The sequence below is a fragment of the Domibacillus sp. DTU_2020_1001157_1_SI_ALB_TIR_016 genome (genome assembly GCF_032341995.1).
Taxonomy (GTDB): Bacteria; Bacillota; Bacilli; order Bacillales; family Domibacillaceae; genus Domibacillus; species Domibacillus indicus_A.
The window spans coordinates 982171-998230 of record NZ_CP135439.1 but is presented as its reverse complement, the minus strand read 5'-3'; the positions used below and the strand labels follow the sequence as shown (position 1 = coordinate 998230).

Genomic DNA, 16060 nt, shown 5'->3' with positions numbered 1-16060 from the left:
CAAACAATCGGGTTTTTTTCTATGTCAAAACGGCTATAGAGTAGGATATAGATGAAAGGATGAGGCAACTTATGCTTACACAAGAACAGTTAAACGAACTCAAACAAGAATTGCTCCTCCAAAAGGAGCAGCTCACCGGCCGGCTGGAGCAGGATAACGATAACGAGGATGTAGGAGAGCTGTCTTCTTACGACAATCACCCAGCGGATACCGGAACGGAATTGTATGTACGGGAGCGGGATATGGCCATTGATGATCACAGCCGGGATGAGCTCGATAAAGTCGAGGCTGCTCTTGCGGCGATGGAAGATGGCACATATGGCATTTGCAAAGAAAGTGGTGAGGAAATCCCATTTGAGCGTCTTCAGGCAGTCCCAACAACCCTTTATTCTGTAGATCACACACCAGATCAAGAACCTGAAACCGACCGCGTGCCGGAAGACCGTCTCTCCCATCCGGATGACGGCATTGACAGTTTTAGTGATGCAGCAAATTACGGAACTTCCGAGACTCCTGCTGATTTTGCAGAAGACAAAGAGAATTACAACGAACTGTATAAAGAAGACCGTGATGAAGACAACGAAAATCCAGCGACGTAATGTCGCTGGATTTTTTCAAATATGCCAAATGCCTTTTGCATATTCCTGAATCGTACGGTCGCTGGAAAAAATGCCGGAGCCGCTAATATTGTGGACCATCATTTTACGCCAGCGTTCCGGATCGTTTGTATAAATCCGGCCTGCTTCTTCCTGGGTTTTGCCATAAGACTCAAAATCTTTCAGCACAAAATATTGATCATTCTCTCCAAGAAGAGAATCATAAATGATATTAAACAAGCCTTTATCATCAAGCGTGCCATCCACAAGCTGGTCAAGCGTACGGCGAATGAGCGGACTATGATGATAGTAATCCATCGAACGATAACCACCTTCTCTATCATACGCCATCACTTCTTCTGCTTTTAAACCGAAGATAAGAATATTTTCAGGACCTGTTTGTTCTAAAATTTCCACATTCGCCCCATCGAGCGTGCCAATGGTAATGGCTCCGTTCATCATAAATTTCATATTTCCAGTACCGGATGCTTCCTTGCTTGCAGTAGAGATTTGTTCACTAAGATCTGCTGCCGGAATGATATCTTCCGCCAGAGATACGCGGTAATTTTCCATAAATACAACAGTAAGCAGCCCTTTTGTGGCCGGGTCGTTATTCACCAGGTCCGCTACCGAATGAATCAATTTAATGATTCGTTTCGCATAAAAATAGCCCGGTGATGCTTTTGCTCCAAACACAAAAGTGCGCGGCGGAATCTGATAAGAAGAATCTGCTTTTACCCGGTTATAAAGAGACAGGATATGAAGCACATTTAACAGCTGCCGCTTATAAGCATGAAGACGTTTAACCTGCACATCAAAAATCGACGACGGATCGACCTGAATGCCGTTTTGGTCAAAAATACGCTTAGCTAATATTTCTTTCCGCTTCATTTTTACATCCCACAGCTTTTCCTGAAATGCTGCATCGTCAGCATAAGGTGCGAGCTTAGAGAGCTCTGCCGCATTTTTGTGAAAACCGTCGCCAATCGTCTCTGTTAACAGGGATGTAAGCTCTGGATTTGCTTTTAACAGCCAGCGGCGGTGGGTAATGCCATTGGTTTTGTTATTAAACTTCTTCGGATAAAACTGATAAAAATCGTTCATTTCACGATTTTTTAAGATTTCCGTATGAAGGCGCGCTACTCCGTTCACACTGTGACTGCCGGCAATTGCTAAATGGGCCATACGAACTTCCCCGTTAGCGATAACGGCCATTTTTTCAATCCTTGACCAATCACCAGGATATTTTCCCCACAAACTTCTGCAAAAGCGTTCATTAATTTCTTCCACAATCATGAAAATACGCGGCAGTAGTGGTTTAAATAAACGAATCGGCCAGCGTTCCAGCGCTTCTGACAAAGTAGTATGATTCGTATAAGCAAATGTTTTTTCCGTAATATGCCATGCTTCTTCCCAAGAAAGCTGATACTCATCAAGCAAAAGACGCATCAATTCTGGTATAGCTAATACCGGATGAGTGTCATTGATATGGATCGCTACATGTTCATGAAGCTCCTTTAATTCCCCGCCAGTGCTGAGAAAGCGGCGTAAAATAGAACGTATGCTTGCAGATACTAGAAAGTATTGCTGCTTTAAGCGCAAAATTTTTCCTTCATCATTGGAATCATCAGGATATAGAAACTCAGAAATGGCTTCCGTTTCCCGTTTGTATTTGAGTACATCATGCATCGGTGTCATGGTAGACATTTCTGCGCTCCATAATCGCAATGTATTAATGGTTTCTCCGCCATAGCCTACAACAGGCATATCATGCGGGACAGCTCGTACGTATTCTGCATCTACATGACGAAACTTCATTGCACCGTCGCGCTCGATCACATCAACACTGCCCCAAAACGGGACATCGACTGATAAATCAGACTTTCGTATCTCCCATACATAACCATAACGCAGCCAGTTTTCCGGCAGCTCCATTTGAAAACCGTCGACCATTTTTTGTTCAAACAGTCCATGTTTGTACCGAATACCGCATCCATGTCCTGGTAAATTCAAAGAAGCCAGTGAGTCCAGGAAGCAGGCGGCAAGGCGGCCTAAGCCCCCGTTGCCAAGCGCAGCATCCGGCTCAATTTCCTCCAGTTCATGAAGCGGAATATTTAAATCTGACAGCCACGAATCCAGTTTTTCATACAAACCAAGATTAATTAAATTTTGTCCAAGCAGGCGTCCGAGCAAAAATTCTATAGACAAGTAGTACACCTGCTTGTTGCTTTTTCGATAGCGTTCATTTGTTTCAATCCACTCGCTGCTGATGTATTCACGAACCATGCTGCTGAGCGTAACAAACTGCTGGGAACGTGTAGAATCTTGAAAGCTGATGCTATAGGACTGTTCCAAACGTTTTTTAAACGAGTCTTGAAATGCTTGTTTATCAGAAAACATGACTTTCCCTCCTGTTGGATACATCCTCATAGAGCTTCATATATTCCTTAGCAGATTGCGACCAGCTGTAATCCGCCTGCATAGCATGCTCGACAATTTTCGCCCATACTTCAGGCTCTTCATGATAAAAATGCAGCGCCCTGCTCACGGTATGCAGCATATCATGGGCATTAAAATTACTAAATGAAAATCCGTTGCCTGTTCCGGTTTCTTCATTGTATGAATGAACGGTATCATTTAACCCCCCTGTTTCACGAACAATAGGCAGCGAACCATACTTCATGGCAATTAACTGGCCAAGACCGCAAGGTTCAAACTGGGAAGGCATTAAAAACAAATCAGATCCTGCGTAAATACGATGGGCCAGCTCCTCATTAAATCCAATATAGGAGCGGACTTTTTCCGGATATGCCCATTCCATTTCACGGAAAAAGTTTTCAAACTGGGCTTCACCGCTGCCCAGAAGGATAAATTGCACATCTTCCTGCATGATTTCATGAAAAACATGTTGGATGAGCGACAGTCCTTTTTGCTCTGTTAAGCGGGATACAAGACCAATAACCGGAACATCCTCTCGAACAGGCAGATGGAAAAACTCTTGAATCCGGCGCTTGTTCTCCGCTTTCCCAGCCATATTTTCAACACTGTAGGGGTCAATCATCTCATTGGTTTCTGGATTATAAATGGAATAATCTATTCCATTTAAAATACCTTTTAAATCACCCTGCCGTTCCTGCAGAACGCCTTCAAGCCGCTCTCCAAAATATGAATTTAAAATTTCATTTCGGTATGTCGGGCTCACAGTCGTAATCGCATCGGCAGCGACAAGTGCGCCTTTCATAAAGTTTGTATTGCCATTAAACTCAAGCTGGCCCGTTTGATAATGCTGGCTATGTAAGTTTAATAAATCAGTTACGGCTTCAGGCGGGAAAATCCCTTGGAACATTAAATTATGAATGGTGAACACGGTCCGTATTTTTTCATATCCCGGCCGGTGCTGATGCTCAACTTTGAGCATAAATGGAATCATGGCTGTGTGCCAATCATGACAGTGAAGGATATTTGGGAAAAAGTCCAAATGACTTAAAGAATCCAAAATAGCTCTTGTAAAATAAGAAAAACGCTCTCCGTCGTCATAATGGCCATACAAGCTGTCCCTTTGGAAATAATAAAGATTATCTATGAAGTAGTAAGTAACGCCATCCTGCTTCAACTCAAAAATGCCGCAATACTGATTTCTCCATCCAACCGGCACAGTAAAAACAGCGACTTGTTTCATTTCTTGTTGATATTTTTGAGGAATCGTGCCGTATTTCGGCATGATTACCCGTACATCCACGCCCATACTGGCTAATTCTTTAGGAAGGGCCCCTGCCACATCGGCGAGGCCCCCTGATTTGATAAATGGTACACATTCTGAAACAGCAAATAAAACCTTCACGAACTGGTCACCGCACTTTCAACAGATCCTTTTTTAATGACAAGCGGCTTTTCCGGCGTTCCGCGCAAAATAGCCCCATCTTGTACTGATACATCTTTATCAATAATGACGTGCTCCAGCACGCAATTTTCGCCTATCTTACTTTTTTGCATAACGATGCTGTTTTTAACTGTCGAATTTTTGCCGATGGCTACGCCACGAAAAACGATACTATGATTGACTTCCCCGCTGATGATGCAGCCGTTGGCAATCATGGCGTTTGTAACGTGTGAGCCTGCGAGATAATTGGTTGGTGGCTCGTCTTTTACTTTTGTATAAATAGGCTGAAATTCATTAAACAGCTCGCTCCACTTGTCTTTTTCAAGAAGCTCCATGCTTGTTTGGTAGTAATCGTCCACTGTCTTGATCCGTTGCAGGAAACCTTCAAATTCGTATTGGCATTTTATTAACGAGGAAGATGCATCTTCAACTGCTGCCTGTACAGATTCATATCCTGTTTCATTACGCCGGTCAATTAAGTCCAGCAAGAGCTCTAACGAGAGAAGATAAATATAAGTTGATTCACCTTTATGGGTAACTTCCAAAACATCACAATTTTGCTTTATAAACCGGTCCAACACAGGAGCAAAATCCATATTTGCTACTGTCGTGCAGTTTGAAACGATCACATACTTTTGATCACTGCGGTGGAAGTAGTTAAGGTGCTCCGACATGCGGTCCAGCTGCCCTTCTTTTGTTGGTGAAGGAAAGAAAAACAAGCCATCACGCTTACGATTCAAATCCCAATCTTTCCCTGAACCTAAATGATCCATTAATGAGCGGTAAGGAGATCTTGGGAAAATTGCTACACTCTGTACTCCTGAATTAACCATATTGGAGAGCACAAAATCAATAAGCCGGTACCGGCCCGCGAAAGGGATCGCTGCGGGGGAGCGATAAAGGGCAAGATCGCCCATTTCCCCTGGAAGCATAGTTGCATCAATAACACCAAGCATCGATTTTTTCATTAGGCTTCCTCCACTTTCGATTGTTGTTCAGTGTGCTCCATTAAGAATTGTTCAGTCACCAGCAAAATATCATTGGAGTCGTTTCGAATAACTGTATTTTCTGGTATTTCAAGATCACCCATCACGATCGCGCGCTCAATATAGGAACCGCGTCCGATACGGGCATTTGGCATGACTACACACTCTTTCAGTACAGCTTCTTCTTCCACTTCTACTCCCTGGAACATGACTGACTGCTCGATCACCCCGTCAATAATGCAGCCTTCATTCACAAGCGAATGCTGAACTTTCGCCTTTGAGCCGATAATTTGTGGCGGCTGATTCGGATTCACGGAATAAATGCGCCAAGAATATTCAAATAAGTTTAGATCCTGCTTTTCGTCAAGCAGATCCATATTGGCTTCCCATAAGCTTTTTACTGTGCCGACGTCTTTCCAGTAACCTTTAAATGGATAAGCAATCAGCTTTAAATTGTCCGCCAGCATAGCAGGAATAACGTCTTTTCCAAAGTCATTGGATGAGTCAGGATTGCTTTCGTCCATTTCTAAATACTTTTGGAGAACAGACCATTTAAAAATATATATGCCCATTGAAGCCAAATTGCTTTCCGGTTTTTCAGGCTTTTCATCAAAACGGGTTACATTAAAGTCCGCGTCTGTATTCATAATGCCAAAACGGCTTGCTTCTTCCCATGGCACTTCAATAACAGAGATAGTTACGTCTGCTTGTTTTTCGATATGGTAATCAAGCATTGTATCATAATTCATTTTATAAATATGATCACCGGATAAAATAAGGACATATTCCGGATCATATTGCTTAATATAGTTTAAATTTTGATAAATCGCACTTGCTGTTCCGGAGTACCATTTTACTTCAGACGACTCACTATAAGGAGGAAGAACGGTTACCCCGCCGTTTTTACGGTCAAGATCCCAGGCACTTCCAATTCCAATGTATGAATTTAAGACAAGCGGCTGATATTGTGTAAGTACACCGACTGTATGAATTCCTGAATTGGCACAATTGGAAAGCGGAAAATCAATGATCCGATATTTTCCGCCGAATGGCACTGCTGGTTTTGCAAGGTTCTCCGTCAATTCTTTTAAACGGCTTCCCTTTCCTCCAGCCAGAAGCATTGCTACACATTTTTGTTTTGCCATGTTAGTTCCTCCCTTTTTCGTCTACGCGGCGCAGATAAACTGCTCCAAATGGCGGTATATTTATTTCTACAAAAGCAGGCTGTCCATGAAACATGTCTGATACCGTTTCGATAGAACCGTTATTCACCTGATTTGATCCTCCATACAATGCGCGGTCACTATTTAATATTTCTTCATACTGCCCTGCTTCCGGAACGCCTACTCTATAACCACTGTACCCGTATTCACCAAAATTACACACAATTACGATCGGATTTCCCTCTTTGTCTTTTCGTACAAAAGACAAAATGCTTTGTTGGTGATTATGAACATCAATCCACTCAAAGCCTTCCGGACTGTGATCACGTTCAAACAATGCAGGTTCTAGTTGATAGCAGTGCAGCAGTTCTGTGAAATAACGGTTGAAACTATGATGCATGTCGTAATCGGTTAAATGCCAATCCACTTCCTCCAAATCCTTCCACTCAGAAAAAGGAGCAAGCTCTGTTCCCATAAACAGTAGCTTTTTGCCGGGATGAGCCATCATAAACATCAGCAATAAACGCAGTTGCGCGAACTTTTGCCAGTAGTCGCCCGGCATTTTATCCAGCAAGGACTTCTTGCCATGAACGACTTCATCGTGTGAAAAAGGCAAAATATAATTTTCCGAGTAGGCGTACATCAGGGAAAAAGTCATCAAGTGATGTTTCTGAGAGCGCTCGTTCCAATGTGTTTCCATATATTCAAGCACATCGTTCATCCAGCCCATATTCCACTTGTAATTAAAGCCTATGCCGCCTTGATGTACGGGAGCGGTTACTTGCGGCCAGTCACTTGAATCTTCTGCAATCATAAGCGCTTGTGGCTTAAATGAAAAAACGGCTTTATTTAATTTTTGCAAAAACGCGACGCCGTGTGGGTTTGCTTCTAATCCGTCACGGTTAGGCCAGTAAAATATGTTTGATACTGCATCGACACGAAATCCGTCGATATGGTAATAATCCATCCAAAAAAGAGCATTTGAAATTAAAAAGCTATGTACTTCTGTTTTACTTAAATCGAAATTGGCTGTTCCCCATACGTAATTTTCACGATCCCAGCTGTTTTCATATTCATAACTGAAATTCCCGTCAAAATTATGAAGACCATGCGCATCTTTACAAAAGTGACCAGGCACCCAGTCTAAAATAACCCCAAGCCCCGCGCGATGACATTCATCAACAAAGTACATAAAATCTTTCGGCTCTCCATAACGCCGTGTAGTTGCAAAATAACCTGTACTTTGATAGCCCCATGAGCGATCAAAAGGATGCTCTGTTATCGGCATAACCTCGATATGAGTAAATCCCTGTTCCTTCACATGTGGAATCAGCATATCAGCCAACTCTCTATATGTGTAAAGGTCATTTTCACCTTTTCCTTTTCTTTTCCACGTACCTAAATGCATTTCATAAATAGCCAGCGGCTCCTCATAAACAGAGGATGATTCCAAGCTGCGTAGCCATTCTTCGTCACGCCATTGATAATGATCAAGCGTTTTCACCACGCCGGCTGTATTTGGACGAAGTTCTGTCATAAAAGCAAATGGATCGGTTTTATGCATCACTCTGCCGCTTTGTGCAACAATTTCATACTTGTACAATGATCCTTCCAAATTACGTGGAACTTTTAAAAACCATACTCCTTCAGCAGATACCTGATGCATTTCATATCCTAATCCATCCCAGCTGTTAAAATCACCAATTACTCGAACCTTTCTTGCATTGGGAGCCCATAAAACGAAGCAGGTTTTTTCGTTTTGAACGTGCGCTCCAAATAGTTTGTAAGCTTTGAAAAGATTTCCCTCATGGAATAAATGGAGGTCAAAATCGCTTGGATAAAATGTTTCTGATGACATGGTCCACACCCTTTATTTATGTATTCTTGGTGAAGTGAAAAGAGGAAAATGCGGATGACTCCGTATTTATAATTGAATTATTGTTTAATATTCTTTAAAAAATCAGATTTCCCTTCTTTATTTCCATATTTATTTATTATCTTCCCTTATTTTTTAAAAAATAACACGAATCCTCATGCTAAAATTTTGCAAATAAAAAAGCACCCGGAAGTTATTTTAACTTCCGGGTGCTTTTCGCTTTTGAATGACCCCTACGGGATTCGAACCCGTGTTACCGCCGTGAAAGGGCGGTGTCTTAACCGCTTGACCAAGGGGCCATATGGCGGAGAAGGAGGGATTTGAACCCTCGCGCCGGTTACCCGACCTACACCCTTAGCAGGGGCGCCTCTTCAGCCTCTTGAGTACTTCCCCATATGGCTCCGCAGGCAAGACTCGAACTTGCGACCGATCGGTTAACAGCCGATTGCTCTACCACTGAGCTACTGCGGAATAATAAATAAAAATGGGCCTGAATGGACTCGAACCATCGACCTCACGCTTATCAGGCGTGCGCTCTAACCAGCTGAGCTACAGGCCCAAAGCGAACAATATGTATGGAGCGGGTGATGGGAATCGAACCCACGACATCAGCTTGGAAGGCTGAGGTTTTACCATTAAACTACACCCGCATATTGTTAAAATGGTGGCTCAGGACGGAATCGAACCGCCGACACAAGGATTTTCAGTCCTTTGCTCTACCAACTGAGCTACTGAGCCGTATAAAAATGGCGGTCCGGACGGGACTCGAACCCGCGACCTCCTGCGTGACAGGCAGGCATTCTAACCAACTGAACTACCGGACCAAACGATTGCGGGGGCAGGATTTGAACCTGCGACCTTCGGGTTATGAGCCCGACGAGCTACCGGGCTGCTCCACCCCGCGACGATAAAATAATGAATAATGGAGGAGGAAAGGGGATTCGAACCCCTGCGCGGTTTGACCCGCCTGTCGGTTTTCAAGACCGATCCCTTCAGCCGGACTTGGGTATTCCTCCGAATTAAATAAGAATTCAAGTGGTGGACCTTGCAGGACTCGAACCTGCGACCGGACGGTTATGAGCCGTCTGCTCTAACCAACTGAGCTAAAGGTCCTCTTATTCACCATGTGTGAATCAAGAATGCATCTTTTACAAAGGCACTCTCATTATTTAAATATATGGTAGCGGCGGAGGGGATCGAACCCCCGACCTCACGGGTATGAACCGTACGCTCTAGCCAGCTGAGCTACACCGCCATAAAAAAGTATTAAAAATATTGGTGGAGCCTAGCGGGATCGAACCGCTGACCTCCTGCGTGCAAAGCAGGCGCTCTCCCAGCTGAGCTAAGGCCCCATATTTAAACAGATCGGGAAGACAGGATTCGAACCTGCGACCCCTTGGTCCCAAACCAAGTGCTCTACCAAGCTGAGCTACTTCCCGTCAAAACGAAAGATCGTTTATGTATAAATGGCGCGCCCGAGAGGACTCGAACCTCTAACCGCTTGATTCGTAGTCAAGTACTCTATCCAATTGAGCTACGGGCGCACTATTTTGTTGTAAAGTGGTGCCGAGGACCGGAATCGAACCGGTACGGTAGTCACCTACCGCAGGATTTTAAGTCCTGTGCGTCTGCCAGTTCCGCCACCCCGGCAAGGGTGTATAAGCTTGATAATGGAGCGGAAGACGGGATTCGAACCCGCGACCCCCACCTTGGCAAGGTGATGTTCTACCACTGAACTACTTCCGCATGATCCAGCTGCAACGCTTAGAAACTCGGCCATAAGCTGCCCCGGCTTTACAGTGAAAAACACTGCTTCGCCGGTTCATCTTATGTCTGCCGTTTCTAAACAAGCGTTTACGCTTTTCATTAGTGCGGGTGAAGGGACTTGAACCCCCACGCCTTGCGGCGCCAGATCCTAAGTCTGGTGCGTCTGCCAATTCCGCCACACCCGCATATACATGGTGAGCCATGAAGGACTCGAACCTTCGACCCTCTGATTAAAAGTCAGATGCTCTACCGACTGAGCTAATGGCTCGGTAAATGGTGCCGGCAAGAGGACTTGAACCCCCAACCTACTGATTACAAGTCAGTTGCTCTACCAATTGAGCTACACCGGCATAAATGGTGGAGGATGACGGGATCGAACCGCCGACCCTCTGCTTGTAAGGCAGATGCTCTCCCAGCTGAGCTAATCCTCCACATATGTAATAAGTCAATCGCCAGGCAGCGTCCTGCTCTCACAGGGGGAACCCCCCAACTACCATCGGCGCTGAAGAGCTTAACGGCCGTGTTCGGGATGGGAACGGGTGTGACCTCTTCGCTATTGCCGCCTGACTTTTTTACGACATTTATTATTATAACATATTAAACAAATTTAGCAATCCATTTTTCAAAGGAACTTGTAAGTAATTTGTTTTTACTGCTAACGACAAAAAATAATATATCATAACTTTTTATCTTTACGCAAGTATTTTTAGAAGAATATTTTCTTCTTTTTCAAACTGAAAAGAAACTCACGTTTAATTACCTATCCTGTATAATACGAAACAAACACCTAAAGACTCTCCTTTATAGGAAGGCGGCAGATTGTATGGAATGGATGATTGATACTTCATTACTGCTTAAGCTTGGGTTATCCGGCGGACTCGGGGCCATTATAGGGTTAGAACGCGAATTAAAAAGCAAGCCGGTCGGCTTAAAAACAAGCATCGTGATCTCCGTTATCAGCTGCCTGTTAACCGCTGTTTCAGTGGAATCTGCTTATCTTTATCATGGAGATGCCGATGTAAATGTGACTATGGATCCTTTGAGATTAGCCGCCCAAATTGTTTCCGGCATTGGTTTTCTCGGTGCAGGTGTAATCCTACACCGGGCAAATGACACCATTTCCGGCTTAACGACTGCGGCCATGATCTGGGGCGCAGCAGGTATTGGTATTATTGTCGGTGCTGGTTTTTATGCGGCAGCGCTTGCAGGTGTAATCCTTATTATCCTGGCTGTAGAAATGCTGCCTGTCGTTCTTCGGTTTGCCGGTCCAAGCCGCCTCCAGGAAAAAGACCTGCACATTAAATTAAGAACTGCCTCGCATCATTATGTTGAGGAAATTTTAAAAGACGTAGAAAAGGGCCAAATTACCGTTAAAGAAATTCGTATTTTATATGATGAAAAACGCCATACTCATTTACTGGTTTTTACCGCAGGTGTACATTTTAAAAGACGAACTACAGAAGTTTATTATACCCTATCTGAAATTCCTCATGTGCAATCTGTTGAGCTTGAAAGCACATAAGCAGACTTCCTTCTTCTTTTAGATAGCAAAAAAAGCTGTTCCAATTGGAACAGCTTTTCATTTATCAATGTATGGAGACTATCGGGATCGAACCGACGACCTCTTGCATGCCATGCAAGCGCTCTCCCAGCTGAGCTAAGCCCCCGTTTTAAAGATATATGTATTTCTTAGCGTCTAGATTAAATTATAAAGATTTTTTCAGTTAATGCAAGTCTTTTTTTAAAAACTTCGGGGGAATTATTCCCCGCGAAGTCGTTTTTCAAGCTCAGCTTTCTTTTCTTCAAAACCTGGTTTGCCAAGAAGCGCAAACATATTCACTTTATATGCTTCTACGCCCGGCTGGTCGAACGGATTCACACCAAGAAGGTAGCCACTGATTGCGCATGCTTTTTCGAAGAAATAAGCTGTGTAGCCGAATGTGTACGCATCCATAGCTGGAATAGAAACGGTTAAGTTCGGTACACCGCCATCCGTATGAGCAAGAAGTGTTCCTTCAAATGCTTTATTATTCACGAAGTCCACTGTTTCACCTGCTAGGTAATTCAACCCATCCAGATCATTTTCTGCTTTTTCAATCGTTAAGGACTTACGTGGGTTTTCAACACGAATAACGGTTTCAAACAAGTCTCGGCGCCCTTCCTGCACATATTGGCCCAATGAATGAAGATCTGTTGAGAAATTGGCAGATGATGGATAAATACCTTTAAAGTCTTTTCCTTCACTTTCACCAAATAACTGCTTCCACCACTCAGAGAAGTATTGAAGCCCTGGCTCATAGTTAATCAACATTTCAATTGTTTTGCCTTTGTTGTACAAAATATTACGAACTGCTGCGTACTGGTACGCTTCATTTTCATGAAGTTCAGACGAGCTGTACGCTTCACGAGCATCGCGAGCTCCCTGCATCATGGCTTCAATATCCGCCCCTGCTGCTGCAATTGGCAGAAGGCCTACGGCTGTCAAAACAGAATAACGGCCGCCGACATCATCAGGAATAACGAATGTTTCGTATCCTTCTTCATCCGCAACGGTTTTTAAAGCGCCGCGTGCTTTGTCCGTCGTTGCGTAAATACGGCTCTTCGCTTCTTCTTTTCCGTATTGTTTTTCAAGCAGGTCACGGAACAAGCGGAATGCAAGTGCCGGCTCTGTTGTAGTACCGGATTTAGAAATAACGTTAATTGACCAGTTTTTTCCTTCCAGCACTTCGATAAGGTCACTCATGTATGTAGAACTAATGTTATTTCCGGCAAAGAATACTTGAGGGCCGTTGCGCTTTTCAGATGAAAGCACGTTATAGAAGCTGTGGTTCAGCATATCAATTGCTGCACGGGCGCCAAGGTAAGAGCCGCCAATACCGATTACTACTAAAACATCAGAGTCCTGGCGGATTTTTTCGGCCGCTTTTTGAATACGGGCGAATTCTTCTTTATCATAATCAACCGGAAGGTCGATCCACCCAAGGTAGTCGCTTCCTTGGCCTGTTTTTTCATGCAAAGAATGGTGAGCTACTTTTACAGCATCTTTTAAATAATCGATTTCATGTTCTCCGAAAAAAGGCAGTGCATTTGAGTAATCAAACTTAATATGCGTCATTCTTCATTACCCTCCATCTAAACGGTATTTTTCCACTTAACTGTATACGACTGTACGCGGTTTCGCAAGGAAAAAAACAAGGAAAAACCGGGCTTAATTCTGCCCGGTTAAAGTGATGCACGTAAGATCGCGACCACGTCTTCCCGGTCCAATTTAGTAAAATTCCCAAATGGTCCATTAAATAACGTTTTTTCCGCCATTTCCTCAAGACGGCTGTCATCAATATCGTAGTCAGCAAGGCGTGACGGAGCTCCGATCGATGTCCAGAATGCACGAAGTGCCTCAATCCCTTCCAAGCCTGCTTCGCGATCTGATTTCCCTTCTGGGTCCACATCAAAAACACGTACGGCGAGCTGCTTAAAGCGTTCCGGTTTCACATCGATATTGTGGTTCATCCAATTTGGAAAAATAATCGCCAGGCCGCCGCCATGCGGTATGTCGTACACAGCTGATACTGCATGCTCAATGTTATGGGTTGCCCAGTCGCCGCGGTACCCCATTTGCAGCATACCGTTTAATCCAAGCGTACCGGCAAACATTACTGTTTCACGCAGCTTTTCATCCTGAAGGTTATTCATAAGCGCGGGTGCTTTTTCTATCAGTGTTTTCATTGTCCCTTCAATTAAACGATCCTGCACATCGGTTTCCTCTGCATTGTGGAAGTATTGTTCCAACATATGTGACATCATATCTACGACCCCATAGACGGTTTGATCACGCGGCACCGTTAATGTCCATTTCGGATCACAAATAGAAAATTTCGGGAAGGTGTGTGGGCTTCCCCACCCAAGTTTTTCATTTGTATCCCAATTTGTAATAACGGATCCTGAATTCATTTCAGAAGCAGTCGCTGCGTGGGTTAAAATCGTTCCAAATGGAAGCGCTTCTTCCACAGTGGCTTTTCGTGTAATAAAGTCCCATGGATCTCCTTCAAATTTTGCGGCTGCTGCAATTGCTTTGGTACAGTCAATCACACTGCCGCCTCCAACCGCCAGAATAAAAGAAACGTCATTTGCCCGGCACAGTTCTGCACCGCGCTTGACCGTTGAAAGGCGAGGATTCGGTTCTACGCCGGAAAGCTCCGTAATATTAAAGCCGTCAAGCTGATCAATGACTTCATCATAAAGACCGCTTTTTTTTATGCTGCCGCCTCCATAAACGAGAAGGATGTTTTCACCAAACGGAGCAACATTATCCCGTAATTGCATCGCTGTACCTTTACCAAAAATCCACTTTACCGGGTTCCAATACATAAATTGATTCATTTATTTCAGCTCCTTTTCTTTTTCATTATGCGAAAGAAGCTGTTTGTTTTTCAACTGATTGACCTTGAGGCATAAAAAAACCGGCTGATCATCAGCCGGTTTATACCCACCCTCTAAACTTGGAAGCTTCTGCCGCGCGGCGTACGCCGACCATGTAGGCGGCAAGACGCATATTGACACCGCGTGTTTGCGCAACTTCATAAATATTATCAAATGCTTTTGTTAAGTTGTCATGCAATTTTTTATTTACTTCTTCTTCCGTCCAATAGTAGCCCTGGTTGTTTTGCACCCATTCAAAGTAAGATACCGTTACACCACCGGAGCTTGCCAGAACATCTGGAACAAGCAAAATATCGCGTTCTGATAAAATCTTTGTTGCTTCAAGCGTTGTTGGTCCATTTGCCGCCTCTACTACAATGGATGCTTTAATATTATGTGCATTGTCAGCGGTAATTTGATTTGAGATAGCCGCCGGCACCAAAATATCACAATCCATCTCTAAAAGCTGCTGGTTTGTAATTGTATTATCAAACAGTGTCGTAATCGTCCCAAAACTATCGCGGCGGTCTAATAAGTAATCAATATCAAGACCGTTTGGATCATAAAGTCCGCCATACGCATCTGAAATACCAACGACTTTCGCCCCGGCATCATGCATAAATTTCGATAAAAAGCTTCCGGCGTTTCCAAATCCCTGAACGATCACCCGAGCGCCTTTAATATCAATGTTTCGCTTTTTAGCGGCTTCGTGAATACAAATGGTTACACCTTGGGCAGTCGCTTTTTCACGGCCATGTGATCCTCCAAGTGCAAGCGGCTTTCCGGTAATAAATCCAGGTGAATCAAATTCACGAATCCGGCTGTATTCATCCATCATCCAGGCCATAATCTGGGAGTTTGTATACACATCCGGAGCTGGAATATCTTTTGTCGGGCCGACAATCTGGCTGATCGCCCGAACATAGCCACGGCTGATATTCTCAATTTCACGCATAGACAGCTGACGAGGATCACATACAACGCCGCCTTTTCCGCCGCCATATGGAAGATCTACAATGCCAGCTTTTAGCGTCATCCACATCGACAGCGCTTTCACTTCTTCTTCATTGACTTCAGGGTGAAAGCGAACTCCGCCTTTTGTCGGGCCAGGTGCGTCATTGTGCTGCGCCCGGTAGCCGGTGAAAATTTTAACCGATCCATCATCCATTTTCACCGGAATGCGCACCGTCATCATCCGGAGCGGCTCTTTCAACAGCTCGTACATTTCTTCTGTGTAACCGAGTTTTGTCAGCGCTTCTTTAATGACATTCTGGGTTGATGTGAATAAGTTTAAGTTCTCAGCCATGTACCTTCGCCTCTTTTATTCTCATTTTTTCAATCTTGCTTTTTGCTTCCGTTTTCATTTTCATTTT

At 44.0% G+C, this 16060-nt stretch carries 10 protein-coding genes, 21 tRNA genes and 1 rRNA gene; 2 read left to right on the top strand and 30 right to left on the bottom strand.

All coding sequences use genetic code 11. The features are described 5' to 3' along the window. Window positions 1-71 precede the first annotated feature (71 nt). Window positions 72-599 carry a TraR/DksA C4-type zinc finger protein gene (locus RRU94_RS12915; protein WP_315694680.1) on the top strand — a complete coding sequence of 176 codons (528 nt, stop codon included), beginning with the start codon at window positions 72-74 and terminating at the stop codon, window positions 597-599. Window positions 600-614: 15 nt separating this feature from the next. On the opposite strand, the gene RRU94_RS12910 is transcribed toward RRU94_RS12915, so the two are convergent. From RRU94_RS12910 to rrf, 26 genes are all read right to left on the bottom strand, one after another. Continuing rightward, complete coding sequence (locus tag RRU94_RS12910) at window positions 615-2996, bottom strand: glycogen/starch/alpha-glucan phosphorylase (RefSeq protein ID WP_315694679.1); 2382 nt, start codon at window positions 2994-2996, stop codon at window positions 615-617. Next, entirely contained in the window at window positions 2986-4437 is a 1452-nt protein-coding gene (glgA, locus tag RRU94_RS12905) for a glycogen synthase GlgA (RefSeq protein ID WP_315694678.1), read from the bottom strand. Before glgA ends, RRU94_RS12910 begins: the two co-directional genes overlap by 11 nt. After that, a complete protein-coding gene (locus tag RRU94_RS12900; RefSeq protein ID WP_315694677.1) occupies window positions 4434-5444 on the bottom strand; it encodes a GlgC family sugar phosphate nucleotidyltransferase in 1011 nt (336 codons plus the stop codon). Before RRU94_RS12900 ends, glgA begins: the two co-directional genes overlap by 4 nt. Beyond that, the gene (locus RRU94_RS12895; RefSeq protein ID WP_315694676.1) at window positions 5444-6607 is read right to left on the bottom strand and encodes a glucose-1-phosphate adenylyltransferase; all 1164 of its coding nucleotides are present in this window, start codon (window positions 6605-6607) and stop codon (window positions 5444-5446) included. The genes RRU94_RS12900 and RRU94_RS12895 overlap by 1 nt, the downstream gene beginning before the upstream one ends. 1 nt (window position 6608) lies before the next feature. Beyond that, on the bottom strand, window positions 6609-8483 hold the full coding sequence (gene glgB, locus RRU94_RS12890) for a 1,4-alpha-glucan branching protein GlgB (protein ID WP_315694675.1): 1875 nt from the start codon (window positions 8481-8483) through the stop codon (window positions 6609-6611). Window positions 8484-8728: 245 nt separating this feature from the next. Then, a tRNA-Glu gene (locus tag RRU94_RS12885) sits at window positions 8729-8800 on the bottom strand. A gap of 3 nt (window positions 8801-8803) precedes the next feature. Further along, window positions 8804-8894, bottom strand: a tRNA-Ser gene (locus tag RRU94_RS12880). 3 nt (window positions 8895-8897) lie between these two features. Next, a tRNA-Asn gene (locus RRU94_RS12875) sits at window positions 8898-8972 on the bottom strand. Window positions 8973-8986: 14 nt separating this feature from the next. Beyond that, window positions 8987-9060, bottom strand: a tRNA-Ile gene (locus tag RRU94_RS12870). 17 nt (window positions 9061-9077) lie between these two features. Beyond that, a tRNA-Gly gene (locus tag RRU94_RS12865) sits at window positions 9078-9151 on the bottom strand. Window positions 9152-9163: 12 nt separating this feature from the next. Continuing rightward, a tRNA-Phe gene (locus tag RRU94_RS12860) sits at window positions 9164-9239 on the bottom strand. A 9-nt stretch (window positions 9240-9248) separates the two neighbouring features. Then, window positions 9249-9325 (bottom strand) — tRNA-Asp (locus RRU94_RS12855). 6 nt (window positions 9326-9331) lie between these two features. After that, a tRNA-Met gene (locus tag RRU94_RS12850) sits at window positions 9332-9405 on the bottom strand. Window positions 9406-9424: 19 nt separating this feature from the next. Beyond that, window positions 9425-9517: transfer RNA gene (locus RRU94_RS12845), tRNA-Ser, on the bottom strand. 20 nt (window positions 9518-9537) lie between these two features. Then, window positions 9538-9614: transfer RNA gene (locus RRU94_RS12840), tRNA-Ile, on the bottom strand. Window positions 9615-9679: 65 nt separating this feature from the next. Then, window positions 9680-9756 (bottom strand) — tRNA-Met (locus RRU94_RS12835). 21 nt (window positions 9757-9777) lie between these two features. Continuing rightward, window positions 9778-9853, bottom strand: a tRNA-Ala gene (locus RRU94_RS12830). Between the two features lie 13 nt (window positions 9854-9866). Beyond that, window positions 9867-9940: transfer RNA gene (locus RRU94_RS12825), tRNA-Pro, on the bottom strand. Between the two features lie 28 nt (window positions 9941-9968). Beyond that, window positions 9969-10045 (bottom strand) — tRNA-Arg (locus RRU94_RS12820). Window positions 10046-10062: 17 nt separating this feature from the next. Then, a tRNA-Leu gene (locus tag RRU94_RS12815) sits at window positions 10063-10151 on the bottom strand. Window positions 10152-10172: 21 nt separating this feature from the next. Continuing rightward, window positions 10173-10247, bottom strand: a tRNA-Gly gene (locus RRU94_RS12810). Between the two features lie 124 nt (window positions 10248-10371). Further along, window positions 10372-10453 (bottom strand) — tRNA-Leu (locus RRU94_RS12805). Window positions 10454-10460: 7 nt separating this feature from the next. Beyond that, window positions 10461-10536, bottom strand: a tRNA-Lys gene (locus RRU94_RS12800). A gap of 6 nt (window positions 10537-10542) precedes the next feature. Further along, window positions 10543-10618 (bottom strand) — tRNA-Thr (locus RRU94_RS12795). 5 nt (window positions 10619-10623) lie between these two features. Further along, window positions 10624-10699, bottom strand: a tRNA-Val gene (locus tag RRU94_RS12790). Window positions 10700-10719: 20 nt separating this feature from the next. Next, a 5S ribosomal RNA gene (rrf, locus tag RRU94_RS12785) occupies window positions 10720-10835 on the bottom strand. 256 nt (window positions 10836-11091) lie between these two features. Here rrf and RRU94_RS12780 point away from each other — a divergent pair. Then, a complete protein-coding gene (locus tag RRU94_RS12780) occupies window positions 11092-11790 on the top strand; it encodes an MgtC/SapB family protein (protein ID WP_410493023.1) in 699 nt (232 codons plus the stop codon). 72 nt (window positions 11791-11862) lie between these two features. Here the strand turns inward: RRU94_RS12780 and RRU94_RS12775 are convergent. The 4 genes from RRU94_RS12775 to RRU94_RS12760 form a co-directional block, all read right to left on the bottom strand. Further along, window positions 11863-11935 (bottom strand) — tRNA-Ala (locus RRU94_RS12775). 92 nt (window positions 11936-12027) lie between these two features. Then, entirely contained in the window at window positions 12028-13383 is a 1356-nt protein-coding gene (locus tag RRU94_RS12770) for a glucose-6-phosphate isomerase (protein WP_315694674.1), read from the bottom strand. A 107-nt stretch (window positions 13384-13490) separates the two neighbouring features. Continuing rightward, on the bottom strand, window positions 13491-14648 hold the full coding sequence (locus tag RRU94_RS12765) for an iron-containing alcohol dehydrogenase (protein ID WP_315694673.1): 1158 nt from the start codon (window positions 14646-14648) through the stop codon (window positions 13491-13493). Between the two features lie 100 nt (window positions 14649-14748). After that, the gene (locus tag RRU94_RS12760; protein WP_242234002.1) at window positions 14749-15993 is read right to left on the bottom strand and encodes a Glu/Leu/Phe/Val family dehydrogenase; all 1245 of its coding nucleotides are present in this window, start codon (window positions 15991-15993) and stop codon (window positions 14749-14751) included. Window positions 15994-16060: the final 67 nt, after the last annotated feature.